The organism is Flavobacterium cyclinae (assembly GCF_021172145.1).
Taxonomy (GTDB): Bacteria; Bacteroidota; Bacteroidia; order Flavobacteriales; family Flavobacteriaceae; genus Flavobacterium; species Flavobacterium cyclinae.
This window is the reverse complement of record NZ_CP089095.1, coordinates 2,470,560-2,497,355: the sequence shown is the minus strand read 5'-3', so window position 1 is coordinate 2,497,355 and position 26,796 is coordinate 2,470,560. Positions and strand designations below refer to the sequence as shown.

The following is a 26,796-nucleotide window of genomic DNA, read 5'->3' as shown; positions in this document are numbered from 1 at the left end:
GTTTTATTCAATTATCAAAGATTTAGTAGTTTTTGTTTGGGTAAGTGTATTTAGTATTTCTACAAAATATGCACCACTTTTAAAATTACTTATTAACGGTATAGTAATACTTCCATTTACTACATCGAGATGGTTATTTTGTATAAGTTGACCTAAAGCATTATAAATTTTACAATCAAAACTTCCTACCTCATTAGCTTTTGAATGAAACTTAATAGTAAATGATTCATTTGCATTTACTGGATTAGGGTAAAGCATAAAATCAGAAGCTGTAAATTCAGAATTACTTAATGCAGTATTTTGAAATAAAATTTTAAAACGACTTCCTGTGCTTGCTGTATTTTCTGTAATTTGGTATTCGTATTCAAATACACTACCGTCTAAAGGTATTTCAGTTGTTGAGCCTAAAAATAAATCTTGTAAATAAGCGTATCCGTCAAATTCAAAATTTTCGGTATATAATTTTAATTTATAATTAGTGCCTACAGTTGCGTTACTAATACGTAACGTTAAAAAATCATTGGTTTCAATGGAATTTCTGTGCTCTATAGATAGTAAACTTGTTGAATTAACTAAGGCAATATTTTCACCCGGGTTGCTTAATTTATTACCATCAGCACTATCTACTTCATTGTTTCCTCCCGTATAAAATGCTACAACACATCCGTCTGCATTTACAAAATTGTTCTCGATTTGTTTTTCTAACAAGATGCGAAACAACTCATAATTCGTGGTATTAGATTGATTGGTATTTCTGTTTAAAGTAGTATTAGTAACGCCATCGGTTTTATGAGCTTCTTTAATAGTTAAAGTAGAAGTTGTGGTTGTCGCTCTTACAAAAAACGCTTCTCCTGATTGAAAAACCAGACTACTATTGCCATTAAAAGAGCTATTAACATTGCTAAAACCAACACCTTCTTGCCAAGTTACATAGCTACCTAGAGTGCCTATTGTTGGATCTATGAACCAAACCTTATCAATTCCACTATTTTCTGGTTCAGCCAGAACTTCTTCAAAATCAATTGGACTGGCATAGGGATTGCCTATAAGATAAAATTTATTATTTAAAATATTAGAATAATTTACATTTCCAGTTATTAATTGTCCTGAAGCAATTAAAGTAGTAGATAATGGGTCAGAATAGAATCCGCCAGAAAAATCAGTGCCTGAAAGAAAAGGATGTGTTACAAAAAATAAAAATCCTTTGTTTAAAGTTTCTTCAAACAGATTTTCGTTAATTGTGTTAGTAACATTTGACCATGTCCCAGAATTATTATTAAATTTTCTTAAATTGTAACTCGAGTTATTTATCAATACAAGTCCATTTCCATCAAAACCAAAATCCCAATTTCCATCTGGACCCCAAATTTCAGCACCAGTAAAACCATCATCAATTCCATTGTTTTGCCAATTGTAGTAAACAGAATTATTAGAATTTCCTTTTAAAGGAGCAGTTAATAGTCTCCATTGTCTTTTGTTGTTTGGTAAATATCTTTCAACTTTGATATTTCCAAAAATTTCTGAAGTTGTTGATAATTGATTAATTCTCGCAGTGTTTTCAGATGTTGAGGAAAGAGTTAAGATATTATCTGTCATTGATAATTGGGTATTGTCTTGTATGTTTAATGTATTAGAAATTTTTATGTTTCCTGAACCAGATATACCTGTTGTTATATTTGCGTTTAAATTTTCTGTTTGAATCAAATTGTTTACAATGATTCCATTTGAATTGTTTATATTTAAATTTCTTAAAGCAGAGCTTACAGGTATGTTATTGAATACTGGTATCAATTCCTTCCCTGTTGTAATTGCAGTACTTTTTTCATTATATGTAACATCTATTTTATTATTGATGTTTGTTAGTCTTGGTCTATGTTGGTCAGCGTTTGTAATTACACCTGAAGATATAATTATTTCAGTATTATTATCAAAACCTAGTGCGGCTCCAGCACTTTGGGCAAATAATGTTCCTTTTGTTAAGTATAATTTACCATTTTCATTAATTTTCATAATTGCATTAGTGGTTCTAAAAGTCCTGTTTGAATTTAATATTAAATTTTTGTATACCAATACGGGTAGAATATAGGTTCCTGTCGCAGTAGTATTAAATTCAATTGTCCCGCCACTAAAAGTTGGAGCAGTTTGGCCGGTTCCTGAAATGTTAGGTACTCCATTTCTTATAATAATATAACTGTCTCCTTGACTAGAATTGTCAGTTCTGTAACCTAATCCACTTGGACCAGGGTTTCCAACCTGAATATCAAAAATACCATATAAATCTATAGTGCCTGAGCGATGTCTTATTCTCGACTCATTGTAAGCAACAGGATTTGTATTAACAGGGGTTGTTGATATTAAATTCCCATTAATTTTTAAATAGCTAATATTGCTGATATTTAATGTTGTTAATCTTGTAGTATTAGGGAATGTATTGTCTATAAAAGATAAACCAACTTGGAGGTTGTTAGTTTCAATTTCACCGATACCATCAATAAAAACATTTACATCATAATTATCGTTTGGTTCAACAATAATATCATTATAAACCATTAACTTGATTCCGTTTTTTACATTAATTATCGAACTTCCAGATAGCGCTCCAATACATCTTATACTGTTACAAAAGGCATTTACATTAATTGCAATATTGTGGTTTCCAATTATCACATCGTCATCATCGTCAGGAATTCCATCAGAATCTGCTCCGCTTGATAATGTCCAAGTACTTGGTGAATCCCAATTTCCAGAAGCCTGAGTTGTAAATACTCCTTGTGCGTGAGAATGGCAACTAAAAAGAATAGTGCAACAAACTAATATTTTTAATAATGAATTCATTTTGTTATCTAATATGTTTTATGCAAATATAATCTAAATTATCGAATTACAAAACTTATTTTATTGTTGAATTTGGTTTGTTGTTTATGGTTTATGGTTTGTGGTTTGTTGTTTGTTGTTTATGGTTTGTTGTTTGTGGTTGAGATGTGGGTGTCTAGTTTTTGTAATAACTGATTGTTTTTTTTTAATAAATGTTTTAGCCTAAGTGTTTATTGAGGTTTTAGTTGTTTTTTTTTAAAAATGTTATAATTTATATGTGTTTTGTAACTAAAATTAAATTAACTTTGTTATACTAACACGATTTGAATATGAATTTTGATAAATTTACATTAGTTGCTTTTATACTTTTGAGTAATTTAATTACATCTCAAGAAACTATTGCAGATACAACCGCATTACCTTACTTACAAAAAGCCGAGTTTTCTTTGTTAAGCTTGGGGGTTAATTATGAATTTCCGATATCTAAAGTGTTGTCTTTGGATTCGGGGCTCGGCTTTTCTTCTGGTGCACATTTGCCTAAGGATGAAGTTAGATTTCAAAAAAATTTGTTAAATCCCACTTTCTATTTAAAATCGGAGTTTAAGTACTATTACAACCGTTATGTTCGTGTGGCTAAAAAATTACCCACACTTAATGGAGAGGGTAGTTATTTTGCACTTCAAAATAAATTTCTCACACAACGTTTGTTTGACCAAAAAACTCCTCTAAGTAATATGATGTTATATGAAGTGCATTGGGGGATCCAACGTAATTTATACTCTAACCTTTTATTTAATGCTCATGTAGGATTAGGGCATGCATCTGATTTTACAACGAAAGGGACTTCTTTTTATTCAGCTATTGGTCTTAAAGTATCCTATGTTTTTTCAAGTAAGAAAATTACGAGAGATTCTTTTGAGAGGTTTTGGTGATGGATGATGGGTGATGGGTTATGGGTTATGGGTGATAGGTGATAGGTGATGGGTTAAGAAAAAGTTCTTTTTTGTTTAATTTTTAATAAGTTGTTAACCATATAAAAAAAAAATATTAATTTTGCTAACTATAAAAAAATAATATCATTCTTATGAATTTGTTAAAAAAGTATTTTGTTTTTTCATCTATTCTTGTTTTTTCGCTTGGTATAGCACAGGAACAAAAGGATTCAGAAACTAGACCTGAAAAAAAAGAGGCTGTTGAAACAACTGATTCTGAAAAAAGAGATTCTGTTTACATTCCAAATAAGGTAATCAACAAGACAGTTTCTGATACGGTGCATCCTAAAGATCGTGAAAAAAACTATAACCGTTGGTCGGTTAATTTGAATGTGGGTACTAATATAGGTATTCGTCCTTTTACGGATGGCTATTACGCTACTACTCCTAATTATTTTACCAAACCGGAGTTCAATCATTTTGATTTGAATGTTCGTAGAATGTTCAATACCAAGTTTGGGGTAATGTGGGATTTTGGATATGATAATTTTACTGCCGATTCGGGAAGTCCTGATTTTAGTAACAATATGTACCGTACCAGTTTTCAAGGGGTGATGAATATTCATCGTGCCTTTAATTGGGAAGAATTTACGGAAACTTTTGGTTTGCAATTACATTTAGGTCCCGGTTTTTCATTTTTAGAAGCGCCAGAAACTTCAACTTTTAATCATTATGATAACTTATTTAGTATTATTGGTGGTGCAACTGCATTGATAAAAATATCGGATAAGTTAGCTTTTAATTTGGATTTTACCATGATAAGTAATTTAACTCATCATGTTACATTAGATGGACAGACTAGATTAGATCCTAGTTTGAGTAGAACTGGAACAGTTTACACTACATCATTTGGAGCTACTTTTTATTTTGGAAAAAAAGAACGTCATGCCGATTGGTACTGGGAAAACTTAAATGTGAAAGACGAATATCAAGATTTGTTAGCGCGAGTTGAAGAACTCGAAACAATGATGAATGATACCGATAGAGATGGTGTTCCTGATTATTTAGACGTTGAAAATAATACTATTGGTGGTGTGGCTGTAGATACTAAAGGTCGTGCTATTGATTTAAATAATAATGGGGTGCCAGACGAGTTAGAGCGTTACATCAATAATAAGTATGGCGATATGCAAACGGTTATTAATAATATGGCTTCAGGGGAGTATTCAAGTGCTCAAATGAAGCAAATGATTAACGGTCAGTATGTAAATGTGTTCTTTGATTTTGATGATACTCGTATTACTACAGGTACTATTTCTGCTATTAACTTCTTAATTAAATATTTGAATGCGAATCCAACCGCTAATGCGGAGGTTATTGGATATGCTGATGAAATGGGGGATGCAAATTATAATATAGCTCTCTCTAGAAAAAGAGCACAGCGTGTTATGGAGATGTTGGTTCGTTCTGGAATTGATCCTAATCGTTTGAAATTAGTGGTTAAAGGGGCTGATAATTCTGTTCCAAAAGATTCTAAATTAGCTCGTCAGTTAGTAAGAAGAGTGGTGTTTAAAGTGGATTAATTTATAAAATAAAGTGTTATAAGGCCTGTAAGTTGATTACAGGTCTTTTTTTTGTGCTATTTTTTGTATTAATTGAAATATTTTTCTAATTTTAATGTGTTACTTTCTTCAATACTATGAAAAAAAATATTATTTTACTTTTTTTATTATTTGCAACTTTATCTTGGAGTCAATCTAGAAAAGCTTATGAACGCTTATTTCGTTCCTTTTCAAAAGTTCAGTTTTCAAACCCCGAACTTTCAAAACAATATTTAGATTCCATATTGGTATTGCCAAAATTACCAGATAGTCTCGTAAGCAAAACACAAAATGATATAGGAATTTATCATGCTTTGGTAGGGGATTATGATAACGCGCTTTTGCATTTTGTTAAAGCGTATAATTCTGAATCATCTCATAATAAGCAATCAAAAGCCAATATCTTGTGTAATATAGCCAATACACAGAAGTTGTTTGGAAAATTTGATTTGGCTCTTCAAAATTTAGATTTAGCTAAAAAATTATATACTGCTTTAGATGATGAAAAAAACATTTTAAAAGTAGAAAGTGAAATATCGGCTGTTTATTATGCCAAATCCAATTATAATAAAGCACTAGAACTATCAACCGAATTGTTGCCTCAATTAGAAAAATTGGGTGACAAGCGTTTGTATAATATTCAATTGTTACGTCAAGCTAATATTCAATTCAATATTGGGGATTATGAAGGGGCAATAACAAATTATAAATTGGTATTGCCTTTTTTTAGTGTTAATGAAGCTAACAATTTGCAAAACAAGTATGTGGCATTAATGAATATTGGAGAAAGTTACGCTGAATTAAATCGTAAGGAGGCTCTAGATTATTTCAATCTATCTTTGAAAGGGTTTCGTGAAATTACAGACAAAAGAAATGAACATTTTTGTTTGAGTCGTATTGGAAAATATTATTATAGAAATGGAAATTTTAGAAATGCCTTATCCTATTTAAAAACATCATTTGATTATTTATATACAAATCTACCTCATTTATCTTTAGAAGTCTATACGTATTATATTGGTTGTCAATTACAATTAAGTAATTACACTGCTTTAAACGAGATTTTAAAATATAACACTTCCGAGATGATAGTGGAAGCTAATCCACAAGAAAAAATATTTTATTTTGAAACCTTAGCTTTGTATTATGCTAAAGTTGGAGATGCCAAGAATCATTTTGATGTACTCAAAAAACTCCAAAAATTCTATCACGACCGAGATAAAAACAATTCATTTGAGGCTTTACAAAAAAAATTAAACCTGTATGAATTAAATACCACCATCGATAAAAATAAAAATTTAGAATTACAAGTTTCCAATTTAAAGCTACAAAATGCAGTGGTGTTGGTTTCGATATTACTATTAGTTTTGTTGATTGTGTTTTTAATAGATAAACAAAGAAAGAAAAACAAAATACAGCAACTAATTTTAGCACAATTAGAACAAGAAAAGATGTTGCATGAAAAACGGGCTAAATTAAAAGAAGTTGAATTGCAATACAAAACCGAAATAACGCAAACCAAAGAACGAGAATTAACCGCGTTGCAATTAAAAATTTATCAAGTAAAAGAAAAAATTTTGGACTATTTATCTGTTAATGAATTTCAATTGGATAAAAAGATTTTGTCTAAAATTACCAAACAAATAGTTCGTCATTTTGATAACGATGATTATTGGAAAGAATTTCAGTTAAAGTTTGCTAATATGCATCCTGATTTTATTGCTACTATAAAATCAAAGTATCCTAATTTAACCAAAAAAGATATTGATTTTTTAATTTTAATCAAATTAAATTTAAGTAATAAAGAAATGGCTACCTTAATTAATATCTCTTATGAAAGTGTTATTAGTAAGCGATATTTAATTCGTAAGAAAATGAGCTTTTCTTCTGATAATGAATTAGTTGAATTTTTGCATATCATGTAAAATCTATATTTTTTCTATATGTTTATTGTGAAAAATTAGCTTAGTTTTGTACACTGATTCAATTATATTATTTAAAAAATTAATTTGATTAGTTTACATAAATAGTTATTCATTAATTTTCATTAATATAATTATTTAGTATCTAGGTTAATCAAAAAAATATTTATAAGTTTTATCTTAAAGTTAAATCAACAACAACTCTTAAAAAATCTCTACGACTATGAAAATCAAATTACTAAAAAAATTAAAAAAGCAGGAATTACTAGCTTTTTTGTTGCTGTTTTGCACTACTTTTTTGGTTGCACAAACAACAAGAAATGTTTCTAGTTATTCTGAACTAACTTCAGCAATTTCTGCTGCTTCAAATGGTGATATTATCAATTTTACAACTAATATTGTAATTGATAACCAAATTGCTATTTCTGGTAAAACACTTACATTTCAAGGGAATGGATATGAAATATCTGTTCCAAGACCAGGATTAGATGATATGGGTCGCTACAATTCCAGTCCTTCTGGTTTTAGAGTGTTTCAATTGTCATCAGGTGCAAATATTACATTAAATGATGTAACTATTAAAGGAGGTGCGGTATCATTTGGAGGAGCAATTAATGCTGCAAATGGTACAACATTACGAGTTAATAATTCTATTATTTCTAACAGTTTGTCTTCTGGGTTTACCGGTGGTGGTGGACTTGCAATTTATGGAACCGCTTATTTTAAAAACTCTTTCATAAGAAGAAATGCTGCAGGTTACGGTGGAGGAATCCTTGTTAGTGGAACCGCTAGAGTATATTTTGAAGAGAGTACTATGGTAGAAAACAGATCTACCGTGTCTAACGGAGGTGGTGGTGCTGCAGAGTGCCAATCAGGTTCTGTATTATATTTTAACAATTCCACATTATCTAATAATCAAAGTACTGAAATTGGGGGGGCAATTAATAATTATCGTGGAACTGTTTATTTTATCAATAGTTCAGCCACTGGTAATGTTGCTTTTGGTAACTATAGTGGTGGAGCAATAGGAAATAATGGAGGTAATGTTTATATTGTAAATTCATTATTTGCTCATAATTATAGAAGAACTACAGGATCGGTTACCAATCCTACTGGATATGTTTTGGATGATTTTCAACCATTTTCTTCTCCAGGAGGAATTCAAATTTATTATTCTATTTATCATGCTGCTTTACCAGCAAGTTTAGGAGTTAACACCGGAAATGTTCAATATACTGGAGCTAGTAATGGATCAAATAACTCGATATTTTCTGGAGGATTACTTTCTAGAATTACGGATACGAACGGTACTGAAATCGGAGATCAGATTTATAGGCCATTTTTATATGACAATCAAGGGTCTGTAGCTCCTACATTACAAGTTGGATCTTTTGTTTCTCAAAGTGCCAATAGAGGTGTTCCTACTCGTTTTTCAAACAATAACAATGTTTCTCCTGCAATTGCCTATTTTGCAGGTGGTTCTTGGATAAATTTACTTGGTACTAGTGCTGTAGGTCATGAAGTATTACAAGATCAAGTTTCTGCTAGCAGAAGCGCTTCTACACCTTCTAGAGGTGCCATAGAATCTGAATTGAATCAAGTGCTTTATATAGTAAAAGTGAATGGTGCTTCTGGAGGTACGGTTAATGGTGGAACTATTTATGGAGATGTCTACCAAGCTGGTTCATCTGTGACGCTAACTGCTATTCCAAATAGTGGTCAACAATTTGTTCGATGGGATTATGTTTCTGGTGGTACTGGTGCAGCATCAACCTCAAATCCGTACACTTTTACAGTTTCTCAAAATGTGACCTTAGTGCCTGTTTTTAGTTCTTTATCAGCGGGTAGTTATACCATTACATATGTAGGAAACGGAAATACATCGGGAACCGTTCCAGCAGTTGGTACTTATTCTGGATCTACAACAATTGCAAGTGCAGGTTCTTTAGCTAAGGATGGTTTTGGTTTTGGAGGTTGGAATACAAATTCTAATGGTTCGGGAACTTCTTATGCAGCTGGAGCTTCTTATATAGCAGGAACTAATCTTACTTTGTATGCAATTTGGCTAAATACTATAAGTCCACCCACTACCTCAAGCTCACAAGTTTTTTGTAATGGAGCAACAGTTGCTGATTTAGTAGCAACAGGTACCGATTTAAAATGGTATGATGTTGTGGAGGGTGGTAGTCCGCTTAGCTCAAATGCATCTTTGTCTACTGGTACTTATTATGTTACTCAAAGTATTTCAAGTCTTGAAAGTAATCGAGTTGCTGTTGAAGTAGTTACTTTTCCAAGATTAACTTGGCTAAGTTCGATTACAGGCGATCGTAATTTAACATCAGAAGCTACCGAGGCAACGTATTCGGTATTGCCAGTTAGTGGTGCTACGGGTTATGTATGGGATTTACCACCCGGTATGACAATAATTTCTTCTACTGGACCTAGTATTTTGGTTAGTGTTAGTTCAACATTTATTGGAGGTAATATTACTGTTAAAGCAATTAATGGTTGTTCGGAGACATTACCTGTTGTTTTACCTATAACAAAACAAGTTTTACCTTTGACAATATCTGGTTCAACAGTTGTTTGTGTTTCTACTGGTTCAGTTACTGAGTCTTACAGCGTTTTACCTGTTGAAGGAGCTACTAGTTATGTTTGGACAGTTCCAGGAGGTTCATTAGTAACTTCAGGAATAAATACTAATTCAATAGAAATTACCTATAATACATCATTTAGTAGAGGTACTATTCGAGTATCTGCTATTGGTTCAGATGGTGTTATTTCTACAGGTTCATTATCAGTAGCAGGTATTGAGTTGCCTGGTGTTATAACGGGTTCAACTCAAATTTGTACTGCTGGTAGTTATGAATATAGTATAGTTGCAGTTGAAGGAGCTACAAGTTATGAATGGACATTGCCCATGGGTATGACTTTACAAGGCGATGGTTCGGGCACTACTATTTCTGTAACAACAAATGGTAGTGTAAGTGGAACGTTATCAGTTAGAGCTCTTTCTCCATGTGGTTCTAGTCAGTTACAAACATTATCTATATCAGGAGTTTCAAGACCAGGATATATATATGGAGAGCGTATTATTTGTGGAGCTACTTCAAATTCAGTTGATACGAATGGAAACATCAACACGACATCTCAAAATGGTGTTTATACATATTCTATTATACCTGTAACAGGGGCAGATAGTTATACTTGGTCGCTACCAACAGGAGTAACTTTAGTATCAGGACAAGGTACACGTGTTATTCTAGTTACCTTTGATAGTTCATTTGAATCTGGAAGTATTACAGTAGTTGCTAATTCCGCAAGTTGTGGTACTAGTCCTTCAAGAAGTGTTTTTGTTTCTTCGGCAAATGCATCTATAGGCGGGCCATCAAATATTTGTGGTTTAACAACAGCAACTTATAGTGTAGCAGCAGGAGTTGGAAGTAATTATGTTTGGACATTACCTGAGGGTATGAGCATATCGAGTGGAGCAGGAACAAATAGTATTACTGTTTCTATAAATCATCCGATTAATTTTTCAAATAATAACAATACGGTATCTTTATCTTTTACAACGCCATGTGGTGGTTCAAAAGAAGTTAGCTTAACGGTGGATTGTCCAGATTATTCTAATTTGACGAATTGTGGAAGTACAGTAGCCTTTAATGAGCGTGTTTTTACACGTTCAGTGTCAGGCGCAACCATGTATGCATTTGATATTTACGATAGTACCAGTAGTACTTTATTAACTACTTATGAGACACGAGGAAACTTTTTCCAATTTGTTCAAGTATTGTCATCTTTTGAGTTTGGGACAACTTACAATGTAAAAGTTAGAGTAAAGCGAAATGGAGTTTATGGTCTTGCGGGTTCAGCGTGTTCAATAACATTGGCTACTCCAGTTACAGCAATCCAAGCTTCACAATGTAATCAAATTGTAAATGTTCAAGACCGAGTTTACGCTTCTTCTGTATGGGATGGAGTTACCTATGCATTTGATATCTATGATAGTGAAGGTAATCTTATAACTACATTAGAGAAGGTATCTAATTTCTTTAGAATGAGTGAATTTACTTCAGTCTATGGTATGACGTATCAAGTAGGGGTACGAGTAAAACGTGGTAATGGTTTCTATGGTGATCAAGGTTCGAGATGTAATGTAACTATTGCAATTCCAACTACTTCATTAGTAGTAAATCAGTGTGGGTCAACAATTGATATTGCGGATCGTATTTATGCGAGATCTGTTGCCAATGCAACGATGTATGCATTTAGCATTTATGATGCAAATGGTACTTTTATTACCGAGTTAGAGCGTCCGTATAATTTCTTTAGAATAACGGATATTTCATATATATTAGGAGCTAGTTATCAAGTAGGGGTAAAAGTGAAACAAGGAGAAGGTTCTTATGGATTAGAAGGTGCTTTGTGTACCATTACATTAAGTGGTCCACCAACAACAGCAATCGAAAGTGCACAATGTGGAACTAGTATATTATATACTGATGCTATATATGCGGTTTCTGTATCTGATGCTACGGGATATAAATTCAATGTTTATAACCAAGCTGGAACAACGTTAGTTACATCGTTTGAAAGTGCTACGAATTCGTTTAGTTTTTCACAATTAACGGGTTATACATTTGACACAACATATCAAGTTAGAGTACAAGTTATAAGAGGAACAGAATATGGAGTAGAAGGAACAGCTTGTTCAATTACGGTACTTAAAGACGCACCTGCACGTGCTTTATCAAATCAAGACGAAATCAAGACAAGTATGATTTCGGAATTCAAGGCGTATCCAAATCCATTTACTACCACATTTAGTATTACACCAATGGAAGGAGAAACGGCAACGTTATTCTACCAAGTGTATGATGTAACTGGAAAAATGATTGAAAGCCGTTCGGTAGAGTCGAGTGAAATCACAAACCATAACATTGGAGATGAATATCCAGCAGGAATGTATTTAGTGATAGTACGTCAAGGCGCTAACACACAAACGTTTAAAATGGTTAAGCAATAATTATATTTCATAGTTTTACTCTGAAAACCGTCTCAAACTATTTGAGACGGTTTTTAATGTAATATTTTAAATATTTGATTATCAATATTTTAAATATTTGAAAAGGTTTTAAAATCTATATTTTTTCTATATCCTATTTATTGTTTTTTTTCTAATTTTATTAATTATTAATAATAAATCTATGAAACAAAAATTATTTTACCTTTTATTAATTTTTACATTAGCATTTAATGTAAATTATTCACAAGTTATTTTGGCTGGTTGGTCTGGATTGGAAAGTACTAGTACAGCATCTTATCCAAGGTCGTCGAACTATGTAATTTCTGGTCATGGTGTAACTGCAACAGAGAGTTATTCAGGGTTAGTTTTAAGAGATGATTCAAGATATTTTTTCGGAAGTATGAATTCATCAACCACACTTAATATTAGTACTGCACCATATGTAGAATATCAAATTAATCTTAATTCGACTAAAAAAATTGATTTTGATCGATTCGTATTATATGCTTTCGATCATCGAGATGGAAAGGCACAATTGAGATGGAGTGTTGATAATTATGCTACTAGTCTTGGAGAATTTAGTACATATGCTGGATATAGTTTAACTTCAATAAATTTAAATGCACTACCTGATTTTATTGGAACTAGTGTAACATTTAGAGTGTATTTTTATAATGCAACGGGTACATTATTGGTTAGTGGACAGCCATATGGAAGAACCGTTGCTATAACTAGTACAAGCATAAATCCATATACATCTTATGATAGTACCCCTTCTACGTATCACTCTAGTTGGAAAAATGTTGGTATTTACATTAATTCTATTGAAACACCAGTTCAAAATATTACTATAGTAGCATCTGGTGGAGCTGCAGAGGGTTCGGGGTGGAGTTATTCCAATGGGGTAATTTCGCCTAACACAAATTATGATGTAAACATTAATTCTTCTGATGTAATATCAAAATTATCACAAGGTAATTTAATAGTAGAATCAACGGCCTCACTTACAATAAACTCATCAATAACTTCAATTAATACAAATTCATTAACACTTAAAGCTGCTGGTAACATATTTCAAAATTCAGGAGCAAAGGTACAAACGGGAGGTGGGAATATTACCTATTGGTCTGATAGTGATGATAACGGACAAGGAGCAATTGTAATTGGAACTTCTGATGCAAATGGAGGTGAAGAAATTAAATCTAATGGTGGTAATATTCTATTAGCAGGAGGTACTGATGTAAATTCAGGTTTTGCTAAGGGTGCTGTTGGATTTTTACCATGGAGTACTAAACCTTATGGAGGTGTTTCTTTATTCCATGCCTCTATTAATGCTAAGAATTCTTCTAGTAGCTCTGGAGGTAATATTGTTATTCGTGGTTCACTTTCGAATGTATTAGGTAGTGTTTCGGGAAGAGCAGTATTAGTAACCAATTCAAATGTTTTGACTCAAGGAGCTGGAACTATCAGTGTTGAAGGAGATTGTACAAATTTTGCGGGTTCTAATCCTTGGGGTGTAATTATTGAAGGATATACTCTGATAGAAGCTAGTGATGGTTTAATTTCTATTACCGGAACAGGAAGTACAGCAGCAGCTAATGCACGAGGTATTGCTTTTTCTGGTGGCACATTAACTTCACAACGTCCCTTTGTAAATTCTAAAAATGGAGGTGAAATTGTTTTTACAGATAAAACAAACAGCTCTAGTGCTAATTTTACAGGAACTTATTTTAACATGGGTTATATTGGTCAAACTCAAAATGTAGCAGATAGTTACTATGGCTCTGGTATTGTAAGAATCATTTCTGATAAAATGCAATTTGATGGAGGAACTGTTAGAGATAATTTTACTCAATTGAATACAAATGGAGAAATTTATTTATTACCATATACTAACTCATTTAAGGCTAGTGCTACTGATACAACTATTCCTCAAATTTTTGAAAAATTAGCTTTTGGTAATCCGAGTTTTGTTCAGATAGGTAAAATTTCGAATACTAGTAAAGTTAGAATTGGTAATAATGCTACAGGAATATCTTTCAATAGTGGTTATCAAATGGATATTTATTCAGGAGGTATTGAGTTTTATAAATATATTAATCCAGATAAATTGCGTTTGTTTAGTAGTTCTGGTGTAACACAAACCCAACCTATAGCTACTAATCACCTAGAAATTTATGGTAGTGGAGCTACAAGTTTAACCAATACTTCTAATTATATTAAAAAAATAACAGCTGGAACTACTTCAGTTCCTGTTGGAAATTTAACACTTTATACTAATGAAGATTTGTTAATTAGTAATTCTGATAGTTCTGGATTAATTGGGATTAACTCTACAGGTTTTATTACTTTGAGAACCTACAGTGGGAAAAATATTAATATTGATAGAAATATTAAAACCACATATGCGGGTTCTATAGCTTTAAGTTTATATGCCGATTTTGGTTTAGCAGCTAATAACGCATGTGATGCTACTGCAACTGGAGGGTCTATTAATTTTGTTAGAAGTATTGCAAACATTGAAATACCTGCTTCAGCAAGAGCTCGTTTGTTTAGTAGTGCTCCTTCTAATAGTGCGCTTTTATCTAATAAGGCAGTTGATGGGGTTTATTATCGTGCTAATACAAATGCTGCAACTATAACTACACCTAATACAGGAATTCAAGCATTGTACCGTGCTGATAATGTTGTTGCAATAGGTTGGCTAAGTTCGATTACAGGCGATCGTAATTTAACATCAGAAGCTACCGAGGCAACGTATTCGGTATTGCCAGTTAGTGGTGCTACGGGTTATGTATGGGATTTACCACCCGGTATGACAATAATTTCTTCTACTGGACCTAGTATTTTGGTTAGTGTTAGTTCAACATTTATTGGAGGTAATATTACTGTTAAAGCAATTAATGGTTGTTCGGAGACATTACCTGTTGTTTTACCTATAACAAAACAAGTTTTACCTTTGACAATATCTGGTTCAACAGTTGTTTGTGTTTCTACTGGTTCAGTTACTGAGTCTTACAGCGTTTTACCTGTTGAAGGAGCTACTAGTTATGTTTGGACAGTTCCAGGAGGTTCATTAGTAACTTCAGGAATAAATACTAATTCAATAGAAATTACCTATAATACATCATTTAGTAGAGGTACTATTCGAGTATCTGCTATTGGTTCAGATGGTGTTATTTCTACAGGTTCATTATCAGTAGCAGGTATTGAGTTGCCTGGTGTTATAACGGGTTCAACTCAAATTTGTACTGCTGGTAGTTATGAATATAGTATAGTTGCAGTTGAAGGAGCTACAAGTTATGAATGGACATTGCCCATGGGTATGACTTTACAAGGCGATGGTTCGGGCACTACTATTTCTGTAACAACAAATGGTAGTGTAAGTGGAACGTTATCAGTTAGAGCTCTTTCTCCATGTGGTTCTAGTCAGTTACAAACATTATCTATATCAGGAGTTTCAAGACCAGGATATATATATGGAGAGCGTATTATTTGTGGAGCTACTTCAAATTCAGTTGATACGAATGGAAACATCAACACGACATCTCAAAATGGTGTTTATACATATTCTATTATACCTGTAACAGGGGCAGATAGTTATACTTGGTCGCTACCAACAGGAGTAACTTTAGTATCAGGACAAGGTACACGTGTTATTCTAGTTACCTTTGATAGTTCATTTGAATCTGGAAGTATTACAGTAGTTGCTAATTCCGCAAGTTGTGGTACTAGTCCTTCAAGAAGTGTTTTTGTTTCTTCGGCAAATGCATCTATAGGCGGGCCATCAAATATTTGTGGTTTAACAACAGCAACTTATAGTGTAGCAGCAGGAGTTGGAAGTAATTATGTTTGGACATTACCTGAGGGTATGAGCATATCGAGTGGAGCAGGAACAAATAGTATTACTGTTTCTATAAATCATCCGATTAATTTTTCAAATAATAACAATACGGTATCTTTATCTTTTACAACGCCATGTGGTGGTTCAAAAGAAGTTAGCTTAACGGTGGATTGTCCAGATTATTCTAATTTGACGAATTGTGGAAGTACAGTAGCCTTTAATGAGCGTGTTTTTACACGTTCAGTGTCAGGCGCAACCATGTATGCATTTGATATTTACGATAGTACCAGTAGTACTTTATTAACTACTTATGAGACACGAGGAAACTTTTTCCAATTTGTTCAAGTATTGTCATCTTTTGAGTTTGGGACAACTTACAATGTAAAAGTTAGAGTAAAGCGAAATGGAGTTTATGGTCTTGCGGGTTCAGCGTGTTCAATAACATTGGCTACTCCAGTTACAGCAATCCAAGCTTCACAATGTAATCAAATTGTAAATGTTCAAGACCGAGTTTACGCTTCTTCTGTATGGGATGGAGTTACCTATGCATTTGATATCTATGATAGTGAAGGTAATCTTATAACTACATTAGAGAAGGTATCTAATTTCTTTAGAATGAGTGAATTTACTTCAGTCTATGGTATGACGTATCAAGTAGGGGTACGAGTAAAACGTGGTAATGGTTTCTATGGTGATCAAGGTTCGAGATGTAATGTAACTATTGCAATTCCAACTACTTCATTAGTAGTAAATCAGTGTGGGTCAACAATTGATATTGCGGATCGTATTTATGCGAGATCTGTTGCCAATGCAACGATGTATGCATTTAGCATTTATGATGCAAATGGTACTTTTATTACCGAGTTAGAGCGTCCGTATAATTTCTTTAGAATAACGGATATTTCATATATATTAGGAGCTAGTTATCAAGTAGGGGTAAAAGTGAAACAAGGAGAAGGTTCTTATGGATTAGAAGGTGCTTTGTGTACCATTACATTAAGTGGTCCACCAACAACAGCAATCGAAAGTGCACAATGTGGAACTAGTATATTATATACTGATGCTATATATGCGGTTTCTGTATCTGATGCTACGGGATATAAATTCAATGTTTATAACCAAGCTGGAACAACGTTAGTTACATCGTTTGAAAGTGCTACGAATTCGTTTAGTTTTTCACAATTAACGGGTTATACATTTGACACAACATATCAAGTTAGAGTACAAGTTATAAGAGGAACAGAATATGGAGTAGAAGGAACAGCTTGTTCAATTACGGTACTTAAAGACGCACCTGCACGTGCTTTATCAAATCAAGACGAAATCAAGACAAGTATGATTTCGGAATTCAAGGCGTATCCAAATCCATTTACTACCACATTTAGTATTACACCAATGGAAGGAGAAACGGCAACGTTATTCTACCAAGTGTATGATGTAACTGGAAAAATGATTGAGAGTCATTCAGTAGAAGCGAGTGAAATCACAAACCATACCATTGGAGATGAATATCCAGCAGGAATGTATTTAGTGATAGTACGTCAAGGCGCTAACACACAAACGTTTAAAATGGTTAAGCAATAATTATATTTCATAGTTTTACTCTGAAAATCGTCTCAATGCAAGCCGTCTCAAACTATTTGAGGCGGTTTTATTGTTAAAATAATTATAAAATTTGTAGATTTGTCACCTAATAAGTAGTTACATAGAATTAATAAAATTATACTATATAGTTATGTGTGGAATTGTAGGATATATAGGCAAAAGAGATGCTTATTCTGTAATTATTAAAGGATTACACCGTTTAGAGTATAGAGGTTATGATAGTGCAGGTATCGTCTTATATGATGGTAACGAATTAAAATTATCTAAAACTAAAGGTAAGGTATCTGATTTAGAAGCAAAAGCGCAAGAAGAAAATACAACAATTGGTAAAATAGGTATGGGGCATACGCGTTGGGCTACTCATGGTGTGCCTAATGATGTTAATTCGCATCCTCATTTTTCAAACTCTGGAAAATTAGTAATTATTCATAATGGAATTATTGAAAATTACGAACCTTTAAAACAAGAATTAATCAAAAGAGGTTATACTTTTAAATCGGATACAGATACTGAAGTATTGGTTAACTTGATTGAAGAAGTTAAGAAAAAAGAAAATTGTAAGTTAGGTCATGCGGTACAAATTGCATTAAACCAAGTTATTGGTGCTTATGCAATTGCAGTAATTGATGTTGAAAAACCTGATGAAATTATAGTAGCACGTTTAGGAAGTCCACTAGCAATTGGAATTGGAGAAGAAGAATTTTTTATTGCTTCTGATGCAACACCTTTTATCGAGTATACGTCAAATGCTATATATTTAGAAGATGAAGAAATGGCAATTGTGCGTTTACACAAACCATTAAAAGTTAGAAAAATTAAAGACGATTCTTTGGTTGACCCTTATATTCAAGAGCTTCAATTAAATTTAGAGCAAATTGAAAAAGGGGGTTACGATCATTTTATGATGAAAGAAATCTATGAGCAACCAAGTGTAATCAAAGATACTTATAGAGGAAGACTTTTGGCTAATAAAGGTATTGTACAAATGTCGGGTGTGGAAGATAATTTGGAAAAATTCTTAAATGCTAAACGAATCTTGGTTGTGGCATGTGGAACTTCATGGCATGCTGGATTGGTAGCCGAATATATTATCGAAGAATTTTCAAGAATTCCTGTTGAAGTAGAATACGCATCTGAATTCCGATATAGAAATCCTATTATTAATAAAGATGATGTGGTAATTGCAATTTCTCAATCTGGTGAAACTGCTGATACTCTTGCCGCTATTAAGTTGGCTAAAGAAAATGGAGCATTTGTATTTGGAGTTTGTAATGTGGTAGGTTCTTCCATTTCTCGTGAAACTCATGCAGGAGCTTATACACACGCTGGACCAGAAATTGGAGTAGCATCTACTAAAGCATTTACTACGCAAATTACAATTCTTACTTTGTTAGCACTTCGTTTGGCTAAAGCTAAAGGTACTTTAAGTAATTCTGATTACCAACGTTATTTGCTTGAATTAGAGTTGATACCTGAAAAAGTTGAAGAAGCTTTATTAACAAATGATATTGCTAAAAAAATTGCCGAAATTTACAAAGACGCATCGAATTGCTTATATTTAGGTAGAGGATATAATTTCCCAGTAGCTTTAGAAGGAGCTTTGAAATTAAAAGAGATCTCTTATATTCATGCAGAAGGTTATCCAGCAGCTGAAATGAAGCACGGACCTATTGCTTTAATTGATGAGCACATGCCGGTTATTGTTATTGCACCAAATAAAGGACACTATGATAAAGTGGTAAGTAACATTCAAGAAATTAAATCAAGAAGTGGAAAAATTATTGCAGTAGTAACTAAAGGAGATACGCAAGTAAAAGCTTTAGCAGATCACGTTATTGAAATTCCAGAAACTAACGAACCATTTACACCATTATTAACTACAATTCCGTTACAGTTATTGTCTTATCATATTGCAGTTTTAAGAGGTTGTAATGTTGATCAACCAAGAAATTTAGCAAAATCTGTAACCGTAGAATAACTTTTTATAGTTAGTCAAAAGAGTCAGCAGAATCTAAAAAATCGATAAAATATAAAAAGAGTTAGTTTTTTTATATATGATGTTAATTAATTACTAGAACATTGTTTATCTAATTATAGTAAGATTTAATGAATCATTCAATATAGATATTTATAAATTAAAATAAATTATACTATAGTAATAATGTAACTAAAAATTGCATCTTATTTTTTATAGGTTGAAAAGTTAATTTAAATTAAAACTTTTTTCTATTCAATCGAATGTTCAGGTTGGTATTCAGGGACAAGATTTTTAATAATAGTAATGGTTTCTTTTCTTGTTATTTTTTGGAAATTTTCCAAGGCATTTATAATCTCATGATTAGAAAACTTTCTCTCTTCTGTCTCTTTTGCAATTACGATTTTAGGATGATATGTTGGAAGGGTTTCTGAACATTCTGTTAGTACTTCTTCGTATAATTTTTCCCCTGGTCTAAGTCCTGTAAATTTTATTTCAATGTCTTTTCCAGGAATTTTTCCTGCAAGTCGTATCATTTTTTCTGCTAAATCAACTATTTTTATGGATTTTCCCATGTCAAACACATAGATGTTTCCACCACTACCCATAGCTCCTGCTTCAATCACTAATTTACATGCTTCGGGAATTGTCATAAAAAATCGATTTACTTCAGGATGGGTAACTGTAATTGGGCCACCTTTTGCAATTTGTTCTTTGAACAGATGTACCACAGACCCATTTGAACCTAAAACATTTCCAAAACGTGTAATCATTATTTCCATCTTTTTTTCATTTTGAGTAAAAAATAAATTTTGAGCTAACATTTCTGCAATCCGTTTACTTGAACCCATAATGTTTGTTGGATTAACTGCTTTGTCAGTTGAAACGAAGATAAATTTTTTTATGCCATGTATTTGTGCCAATTCTAAACAGTTTAGCGTTCCAAATACATTTACTTTAATGGCTTGTTTGTAGTTTTTTTCAAGAACGGGGACATGTTTGTATGCTGCGGCATGGAAAACAATATCGGGTTTGTGAGTTTCAAACACATGGCCGATTTCCTTTTTGTTGGTTACATCAACCAATTCAAAACAACAATCACAGTTGGATATGTACTTATCAAAATGCAATTGTATGTTGTGTAAAGGCGTTTCCCCTTGATCTAGTACTATTATTTTTTTTGGATTAAATACTGCTAATTGTTTAGCCAATTCAGAACCTATTGACCCCGCTCCTCCAGTTACCATGATTGTTTTATTGTTGAATTGTTCAATTACTTTTGGATTGTCAATATCTATTTTTTTTCTGAATAATAATTCCTCTAGGTTGTATTCTTTAAGATTTGTTGTTTGTGATGGATTGGTTTTTTGTAACAACTCCGGTTTGTATACTTTAATGTTATTTTGAATACAATCCTCTAACAATTTTTTTTCTTCGTTCTCCTCTAGGTATCCTATAGGTAAAACGAGATTTTTTATTTTTTTAAATCTCAAAACAGTCACAATATTGGGTGTTATTGTTTGTACGGGTATTCCTGAAACTTTTTTACCTTGTAAAGTGTTGTTTTGATCAAAAAAACATATTAAATTGTATTTGCTTGATATAGAATTTAAGGGTTCAATCAAAGCAATATTTTCACTTTTCACCCCAACTATTGCGATATTTTCTTTTTCAGATTCAGGGAATTCGTTTTTGTGTAGGTAATTAAAAAAAGTTTTCACTATAAGTCTGAAGCCAATTAAAGCAAAAAAACCAAAAAAAGTTCCGTTGATTAAAATGGAATAAATAAAAATATTTTTCTCATAAAAATTTCTGCTAATTTCATTTATAGTAACCAAAATTAAAGTTGATAAAAATACAGCTTTAAATATCTTAATAATATCTCTTAAAGAAGAGTATCTCAAAATTCCTTTGTACGTTTTAAAAATAAAAAAAGAAAGAAGATAAACAGCTAGTAAAATAGTATACCTTTCAAATGGAGGTATATCTGTTTGCAAGTTAACACCTAAATTTTTGTAAACGATATAACTTAAAGTTGCTATGATACTAATAATAATGAAGTCAAAAAGTAAAATTAACCATGCTGGTAAAATATTGATAGACTTAAAAAAATGTAAAGAGAATAGTATTTTTTTCTTCATCGATTATTTATAATTTGGTATTTACAAATATAATTAGATAGTTATTAAAATCAAATGGAATAATTGTAATATTTTTATTGTATAAAAATTTATTTTTTAAATCATACCTAAAAAATATATGTATTTTAATGAATTGATTTTTTTTTTAAATAGCTTAATTTTTTTTAATACAATTTGTAAATATACATTAATTTCTTATTATATTGCGACAACTTAATACTAAAATTTAATTTAAAAAAATTGGTTTAAAATAAAATTTCCTTGAAATTAAATATTGATGAAAATATTACAAAAGTTTCAGTTTTTTTTTAATCGCACAATAAAAAGAAAATTTTATAAATATCTATATTTGATATATTTTTTCTATAAAAAATACTGACTTTGGATTTAAATAAATATACCAATGGCATAAATTATAGTTTTTTTGTAAATTTTCATATGGATATTAGAGTTAAGTGTTTACTAGTTATTAATCTAAAGTATATATATAAACAAAATGAGTAAAATATTAATTACAGGTGGAGCTGGTTTTATTGGTTCCAATTTATGTGAGTATTTTTTAAAAAAAGAGCATCAAGTACTGTGTTTGGATAATTTTGCAACTGGACATAGGTATAATATAGCCCCTTTTTTAGAACATCCCGATTTTCAATTGATAGAAGGAGATATAAGGGATTTAGAGGTTTGTCAGAAAGCGGTAGAGGGGGTTGATTATGTTTTACATCAAGCAGCCTTAGGTTCTGTACCTCGTTCCATTAAAGACCCAATTACCTCTAATGAGGTTAATGTTTCTGGTTTTTTAAATATGTTAGTAGCGTCAAGAGATGCAGGGGTTAAAAGGTTTATTTATGCTGCAAGTTCTTCTACTTATGGCGATTCTGAAAGTTTACCCAAAGTTGAAGACAAAATTGGTAAGCCCCTTTCTCCATATGCAATAACTAAATATGTAAATGAACTTTATGCGGAAATTTTTAGTAAAACATACGGTTTGGAAACTATAGGACTAAGGTATTTTAATGTATTTGGAAGAAGACAAGACCCTAATGGAGCATACGCGGCAGTTATACCCTTATTTGTAAAGCAATTGATGAAAAAAGAGTCTCCCGTTATAAATGGTACGGGTGATTATTCAAGAGATTTTACTTATGTTGACAATGTGGTTCAAATGAATGAAAGAGCTATGCTGACTACAAATCCTGTGGCTATTAATACTGTTTACAATACCGCTGTTGGAGATCGAACTACTTTAAATGATTTAGTTAAGTATTTAAAAGAGTATTTAAGTACATACGATGCTGAAATTTCAGGGGTTGAAGTGGTTTATGGACCTAATCGTTTAGGGGATATCCCACACTCTTTGGCATCAGTAGAAAAAGCTAAAGCGTTATTGGGTTATGTCCCTACACATACTATAGATCAAGGGTTGAAAGAGTCTGTGGCTTGGTATTGGGAAAATTTGAAATAAAATATTGATAAATCTTTTACTAAAAAAGGAGAGCGGTAACATGTTGTTTATCAGTCTCCTTTTTTGGTTAAAGTCAACGATGTAAAAAGAAGCGTAAAAATTTGCTCATTAAAAACAAATGAGTACTTTTGTTGTTCATTAAATAAATATGTTGGATAGTATTATTACATCAAAAACGCGTTTACGGTTGTTAGTTAAGTTTTTTATAAACGCTGCTAATACAGGTTATTTGAGAGGTTTGGCGCAAGAAATGAATGAAAATACCAATGCCATTCGTAAAGAACTAAATAATTTAAGTGAGGCAGGTTATATTTTGAGGAAAGAGACAGATAATAAAGTAATGTACTATGCAAACACTGCTCATCCATTATTTGCTACATTACAACAATTAATTCAAAAATATATTGGTATTGATTATATAATAACACAAATACTGGAGAGAATGGGAGAGATTTCAAGAATCTTTCTTGTTGGTGATTATGCAAAAGGAATAGATTCTGGTATTATTGAGGTTGTGATTGAAGGGGAGATGATAAATGAAGAATATATAGCACAATTACTACCTAAGATTAAAAAGGAAATAAAAAAAGAAGTATTTGTGAAAAGTACAACTGAATTTATAGGTGAAGGGCTTTTAATCTTTGAAAATAAGTAAAAGGTTGAATAGAAATTACTGCTTTAGTTATTAAAGATTAAAAACAATTTAAGAAAATAAAAATGTAATTTAATTTTAGTTTAACATTAAATTAAAACACAGATAATACTATTTAAAAGTCGACATATAAATTAAAATTAATAACTTAGCTTTCTATTTAAATAGATTAGAATAAGTTTGATTTTCAATAAAAATAGAATAATCAATAAAAATGTAACTAAAAAATATAAAAAAAAGATGAACAAAATTGCCATTATCGGATTGGGCTATGTCGGGCTTCCATTAGCAAGGTTATTTGCAACTAAATATCCTGTAGTAGGTTTCGATATCAATCCTAATAGAATTGAAGAATTGAATAATGGGAAAGACTCCACTTTAGAAGTTTCAGATGAATTACTAAAGTCAGTTTTAAAAAGTCAAAATAATCTAGAAAATGGATTGTTTAATACAAGAGATATACTTGATATTCAGGATGCTAATTTTTTTGTAATAACTGTGCCTACGCCTGTGGATAAAAACAACCGACCTGATTTGACGCCACTTTACAAAGCAAGTGAAACGGTTGGGAAAGTGTTAAAAAAAGGTGATATCGTGATTTATGAATCAACTGTTTATCCTGGTGCTACTGAGGAGGAATGTATTCCGGTATTGGAAAGAGTGTCGGGATTACGCTTTAATGTAGATTTCTTTGCAGGTTATTCACCAGAGCGAATTAATCCAGGAGATAAAGAGCATACAGTAGAAAAAATATTAAAAGTTACATCGGGTTCTACGCCAGAAATTGGACAAAAAGTAGATGTGCTTTATAAAAGTGTTATTACAGCAGGAACGCACTTAGCTCCTACCATCAAAGTGGCGGAAGCAGCTAAAGTAATAGAGAATTCTCAAAGAGACATCAACATTGCCTTTGTAAATGAATTAGCAAAAATTTTTAATTTATTAAATATAGATACCCATGCAGTATTAGAGGCAGCTGGAACAAAATGGAACTTTTTACCATTCAAGCCAGGATTAGTTGGTGGGCATTGTATCGGTGTAGATCCTTATTATTTGGCCCAAAAAGCACAAGAAGCAGGATATCATCCTGAAATTATTTTAGCGGGACGTCGTTTGAATGATAGTATGGGGGAGTATGTAGCGTCTCAGGTAGTTAAGCTAATGATTAAAAAAGGAATCACTGTAAACGGAGCAAATCTTTTGCTTTTGGGTATTACCTTCAAAGAAAATTGCCCTGATGTGCGTAATACTAAAATTGTTGATGTTATTCGTGCATTAGAGGAATATGGCATAATTGTTTCTATCTATGATCCATGGGCAAATCCTGAAGAAGTAAAACATGAATATCAATTAAACATGAATAAAGTGTTGCCAAGTGAAAAATATGAAGCAATTGTTTTAGGAGTGGCTCATAATGAATTTTTGAAAATGAATTTTGAAAGTTTAAAAAAAGTTAATGCTGTGGTTTATGATGTAAAAGGGATTTTGAATAATTGTTCAGATGGTAGATTATAAATAGGTATTAATTGCATTAGATAATAAATTTTGAAAAAATACTTAACAAAAATTTCCAAGAGTGCTGGAGTTATGTATGTTTCATCTGGATTGTTTAAAACATTTTCAGTTACACTATCGGGAATAATTATTTTACGATGGTTAGATCCCATTGATTTAGGTCAATGGCAATCTTTTTTGGTTTTTGTTGGCTATTTACAAATTTTCACATTAGGAACTACTAGTGGTTTAAATCGTGAAATTGCTTATTTGATAGGTCAAGATAAGAAAGAAGAAGCTCTTGAAAAATTAAAAACAGTAGGTTATTATACAACTGCTCTCAGTTGGGGTTTAATGGTGTTAATTTTTTTAGTGGGCATTTTTCTTACTTTTTTTAAAATTTTTACTTTAGAATATGCTTTAATGTTTGTATTAGCATTTTCGACAAGTTCTTTGGGTATTCAAACTAACTTTTTAGGAGCGACTTATAGATCATCTAGTGCATTTGTTTATTTGGGTAAGGTTCAATTTTTCACAAGTTTTTTATACTTTATATTATTACCTTTGGTTTATTATTATGACTTGTGGGGTTACATAATTTATCAAGTAATTGTTGCATTTATGTTATACATGGGTTATTACATTTTTAGACCTTATAAAGTTAAATATGAATTCAAATTAATAGATTTCAAAGAAATGGTTGGTATAGGTATGCCTATGTATATTTGGAATTATTTGGCATCTGTGAGTAGAAGTATTCCTAGATTAATTTTGGTTGCCTTTAGTGGGCCATTAATGGTTGGGCTTTATTCTCCTGCTGGAAGTATTAATAATGCTTTTTTGGCGCTTCCACTTTATATAAATCGGTATCTATTTCCTCAAATGTCACACATTTATGGTAAAACTGGCGATAAATCAAAAGTTTATGATTTTACAATGTCTGCTATTTGGAAATTATTTATATTGATGTCAATTATGGCTACTCTAATTTCACTAACAATTCCATATATTGTTGAACAATATTTTGAAAAGTATACAATGGGAATAATAGCAGTACAAATAACTGTTTTTTCAGGTGTTTTTTTCTGTTTAAACACCATGATGCATAGTGCTTTAAACAGCTTAAAAAGTTTTAAAGTATTTCGAGTTGTAGTAGCTATGCGATTTTTATTTATTGTTGTTTTTTCTTGGATTGGTTATTTTTTGTTTGATTCTTTGTTAAACGCAGTATCTTTCGGGGCATTAATATCAGAGATGTTTAATTTTTTAAATTATTGGAGATTTTTGTATACTATATCAAAAAAAATAAAAGATATCTAAAT

The 26,796-nt window shown here is 31.7% G+C and carries 12 protein-coding genes; 10 read left to right on the top strand and 2 right to left on the bottom strand.

The annotated features are described in order from the left end of the window. Positions 1-3 precede the first annotated feature (3 nt). Positions 4-2,835, bottom strand: coding sequence for a DUF8693 domain-containing protein (locus tag LOS86_RS11380; RefSeq protein ID WP_231842225.1), 2,832 nt, complete (start codon positions 2,833-2,835; stop codon positions 4-6). A gap of 308 nt (positions 2,836-3,143) precedes the next feature. Here LOS86_RS11380 and LOS86_RS11375 point away from each other — a divergent pair, with 308 nt between their 5' ends. The 6 genes from LOS86_RS11375 to glmS all read left to right on the top strand — a co-directional run bounded on the left by LOS86_RS11375 (position 3,144) and on the right by glmS (position 19,725). After that, on the top strand, positions 3,144-3,746 hold the full coding sequence (locus LOS86_RS11375) for a hypothetical protein (protein ID WP_231842224.1): 603 nt from the start codon (positions 3,144-3,146) through the stop codon (positions 3,744-3,746). Between the two features lie 152 nt (positions 3,747-3,898). After that, positions 3,899-5,329: an OmpA family protein gene (locus LOS86_RS11370; RefSeq protein WP_231842223.1), complete on the top strand. Its 1,431-nt coding sequence runs from the start codon at positions 3,899-3,901 to the stop codon at positions 5,327-5,329. A 116-nt stretch (positions 5,330-5,445) separates the two neighbouring features. After that, positions 5,446-7,272, top strand: a complete 1,827-nt coding sequence (locus tag LOS86_RS11365) for a transcriptional regulator (protein ID WP_231842222.1) — start codon at positions 5,446-5,448, stop codon at positions 7,270-7,272. Positions 7,273-7,492: 220 nt separating this feature from the next. Next, a complete protein-coding gene (locus LOS86_RS11360; protein ID WP_231842221.1) occupies positions 7,493-12,298 on the top strand; it encodes a PKD-like domain-containing protein in 4,806 nt (1,601 codons plus the stop codon). A 181-nt stretch (positions 12,299-12,479) separates the two neighbouring features. Further along, positions 12,480-17,726, top strand: coding sequence for a PKD-like domain-containing protein (locus LOS86_RS11355; protein WP_231842220.1), 5,247 nt, complete (start codon positions 12,480-12,482; stop codon positions 17,724-17,726). Between the two features lie 151 nt (positions 17,727-17,877). Further along, positions 17,878-19,725: a glutamine--fructose-6-phosphate transaminase (isomerizing) gene (gene glmS / locus LOS86_RS11350; RefSeq protein WP_231842219.1), complete on the top strand. Its 1,848-nt coding sequence runs from the start codon at positions 17,878-17,880 to the stop codon at positions 19,723-19,725. A 248-nt stretch (positions 19,726-19,973) separates the two neighbouring features. Here glmS and LOS86_RS11345 read toward each other — a convergent pair whose 3' ends face one another. Beyond that, a complete protein-coding gene (locus LOS86_RS11345) occupies positions 19,974-21,863 on the bottom strand; it encodes a polysaccharide biosynthesis protein (RefSeq protein WP_231842218.1) in 1,890 nt (629 codons plus the stop codon). 496 nt (positions 21,864-22,359) lie between these two features. Here LOS86_RS11345 and LOS86_RS11340 point away from each other — a divergent pair, with 496 nt between their 5' ends. The 4 genes from LOS86_RS11340 (at position 22,360) to LOS86_RS11325 (ending at position 26,794) form a co-directional block, all read left to right on the top strand. Beyond that, positions 22,360-23,328: an SDR family oxidoreductase gene (locus LOS86_RS11340; protein WP_231842217.1), complete on the top strand. Its 969-nt coding sequence runs from the start codon at positions 22,360-22,362 to the stop codon at positions 23,326-23,328. A gap of 148 nt (positions 23,329-23,476) precedes the next feature. Next, positions 23,477-23,983 carry an ArsR family transcriptional regulator gene (locus tag LOS86_RS11335; protein ID WP_231842216.1) on the top strand — a complete coding sequence of 169 codons (507 nt, stop codon included), beginning with the start codon at positions 23,477-23,479 and terminating at the stop codon, positions 23,981-23,983. 237 nt (positions 23,984-24,220) lie between these two features. After that, on the top strand, positions 24,221-25,495 hold the full coding sequence (locus tag LOS86_RS11330) for a nucleotide sugar dehydrogenase (RefSeq protein WP_231842215.1): 1,275 nt from the start codon (positions 24,221-24,223) through the stop codon (positions 25,493-25,495). 90 nt (positions 25,496-25,585) lie between these two features. Then, positions 25,586-26,794 carry an oligosaccharide flippase family protein gene (locus LOS86_RS11325; protein WP_231842214.1) on the top strand — a complete coding sequence of 403 codons (1,209 nt, stop codon included), beginning with the start codon at positions 25,586-25,588 and terminating at the stop codon, positions 26,792-26,794. Positions 26,795-26,796 lie beyond the last annotated feature (2 nt).

Coding starts and splice junctions, on each gene's coding strand:
- LOS86_RS11380 (WP_231842225.1), bottom strand. CDS start 2,835: ATGAATTCATTATTAAAAATATTAGTTTGTTGCACTATTCTTTTTAGT.
- LOS86_RS11375 (WP_231842224.1), top strand. CDS start 3,144: ATGAATTTTGATAAATTTACATTAGTTGCTTTTATACTTTTGAGTAAT.
- LOS86_RS11370 (WP_231842223.1), top strand. CDS start 3,899: ATGAATTTGTTAAAAAAGTATTTTGTTTTTTCATCTATTCTTGTTTTT.
- LOS86_RS11365 (WP_231842222.1), top strand. CDS start 5,446: ATGAAAAAAAATATTATTTTACTTTTTTTATTATTTGCAACTTTATCT.
- LOS86_RS11360 (WP_231842221.1), top strand. CDS start 7,493: ATGAAAATCAAATTACTAAAAAAATTAAAAAAGCAGGAATTACTAGCT.
- LOS86_RS11355 (WP_231842220.1), top strand. CDS start 12,480: ATGAAACAAAAATTATTTTACCTTTTATTAATTTTTACATTAGCATTT.
- glmS (WP_231842219.1), top strand. CDS start 17,878: ATGTGTGGAATTGTAGGATATATAGGCAAAAGAGATGCTTATTCTGTA.
- LOS86_RS11345 (WP_231842218.1), bottom strand. CDS start 21,863: ATGAAGAAAAAAATACTATTCTCTTTACATTTTTTTAAGTCTATCAAT.
- LOS86_RS11340 (WP_231842217.1), top strand. CDS start 22,360: ATGAGTAAAATATTAATTACAGGTGGAGCTGGTTTTATTGGTTCCAAT.
- LOS86_RS11335 (WP_231842216.1), top strand. CDS start 23,477: ATGTTGGATAGTATTATTACATCAAAAACGCGTTTACGGTTGTTAGTT.
- LOS86_RS11330 (WP_231842215.1), top strand. CDS start 24,221: ATGAACAAAATTGCCATTATCGGATTGGGCTATGTCGGGCTTCCATTA.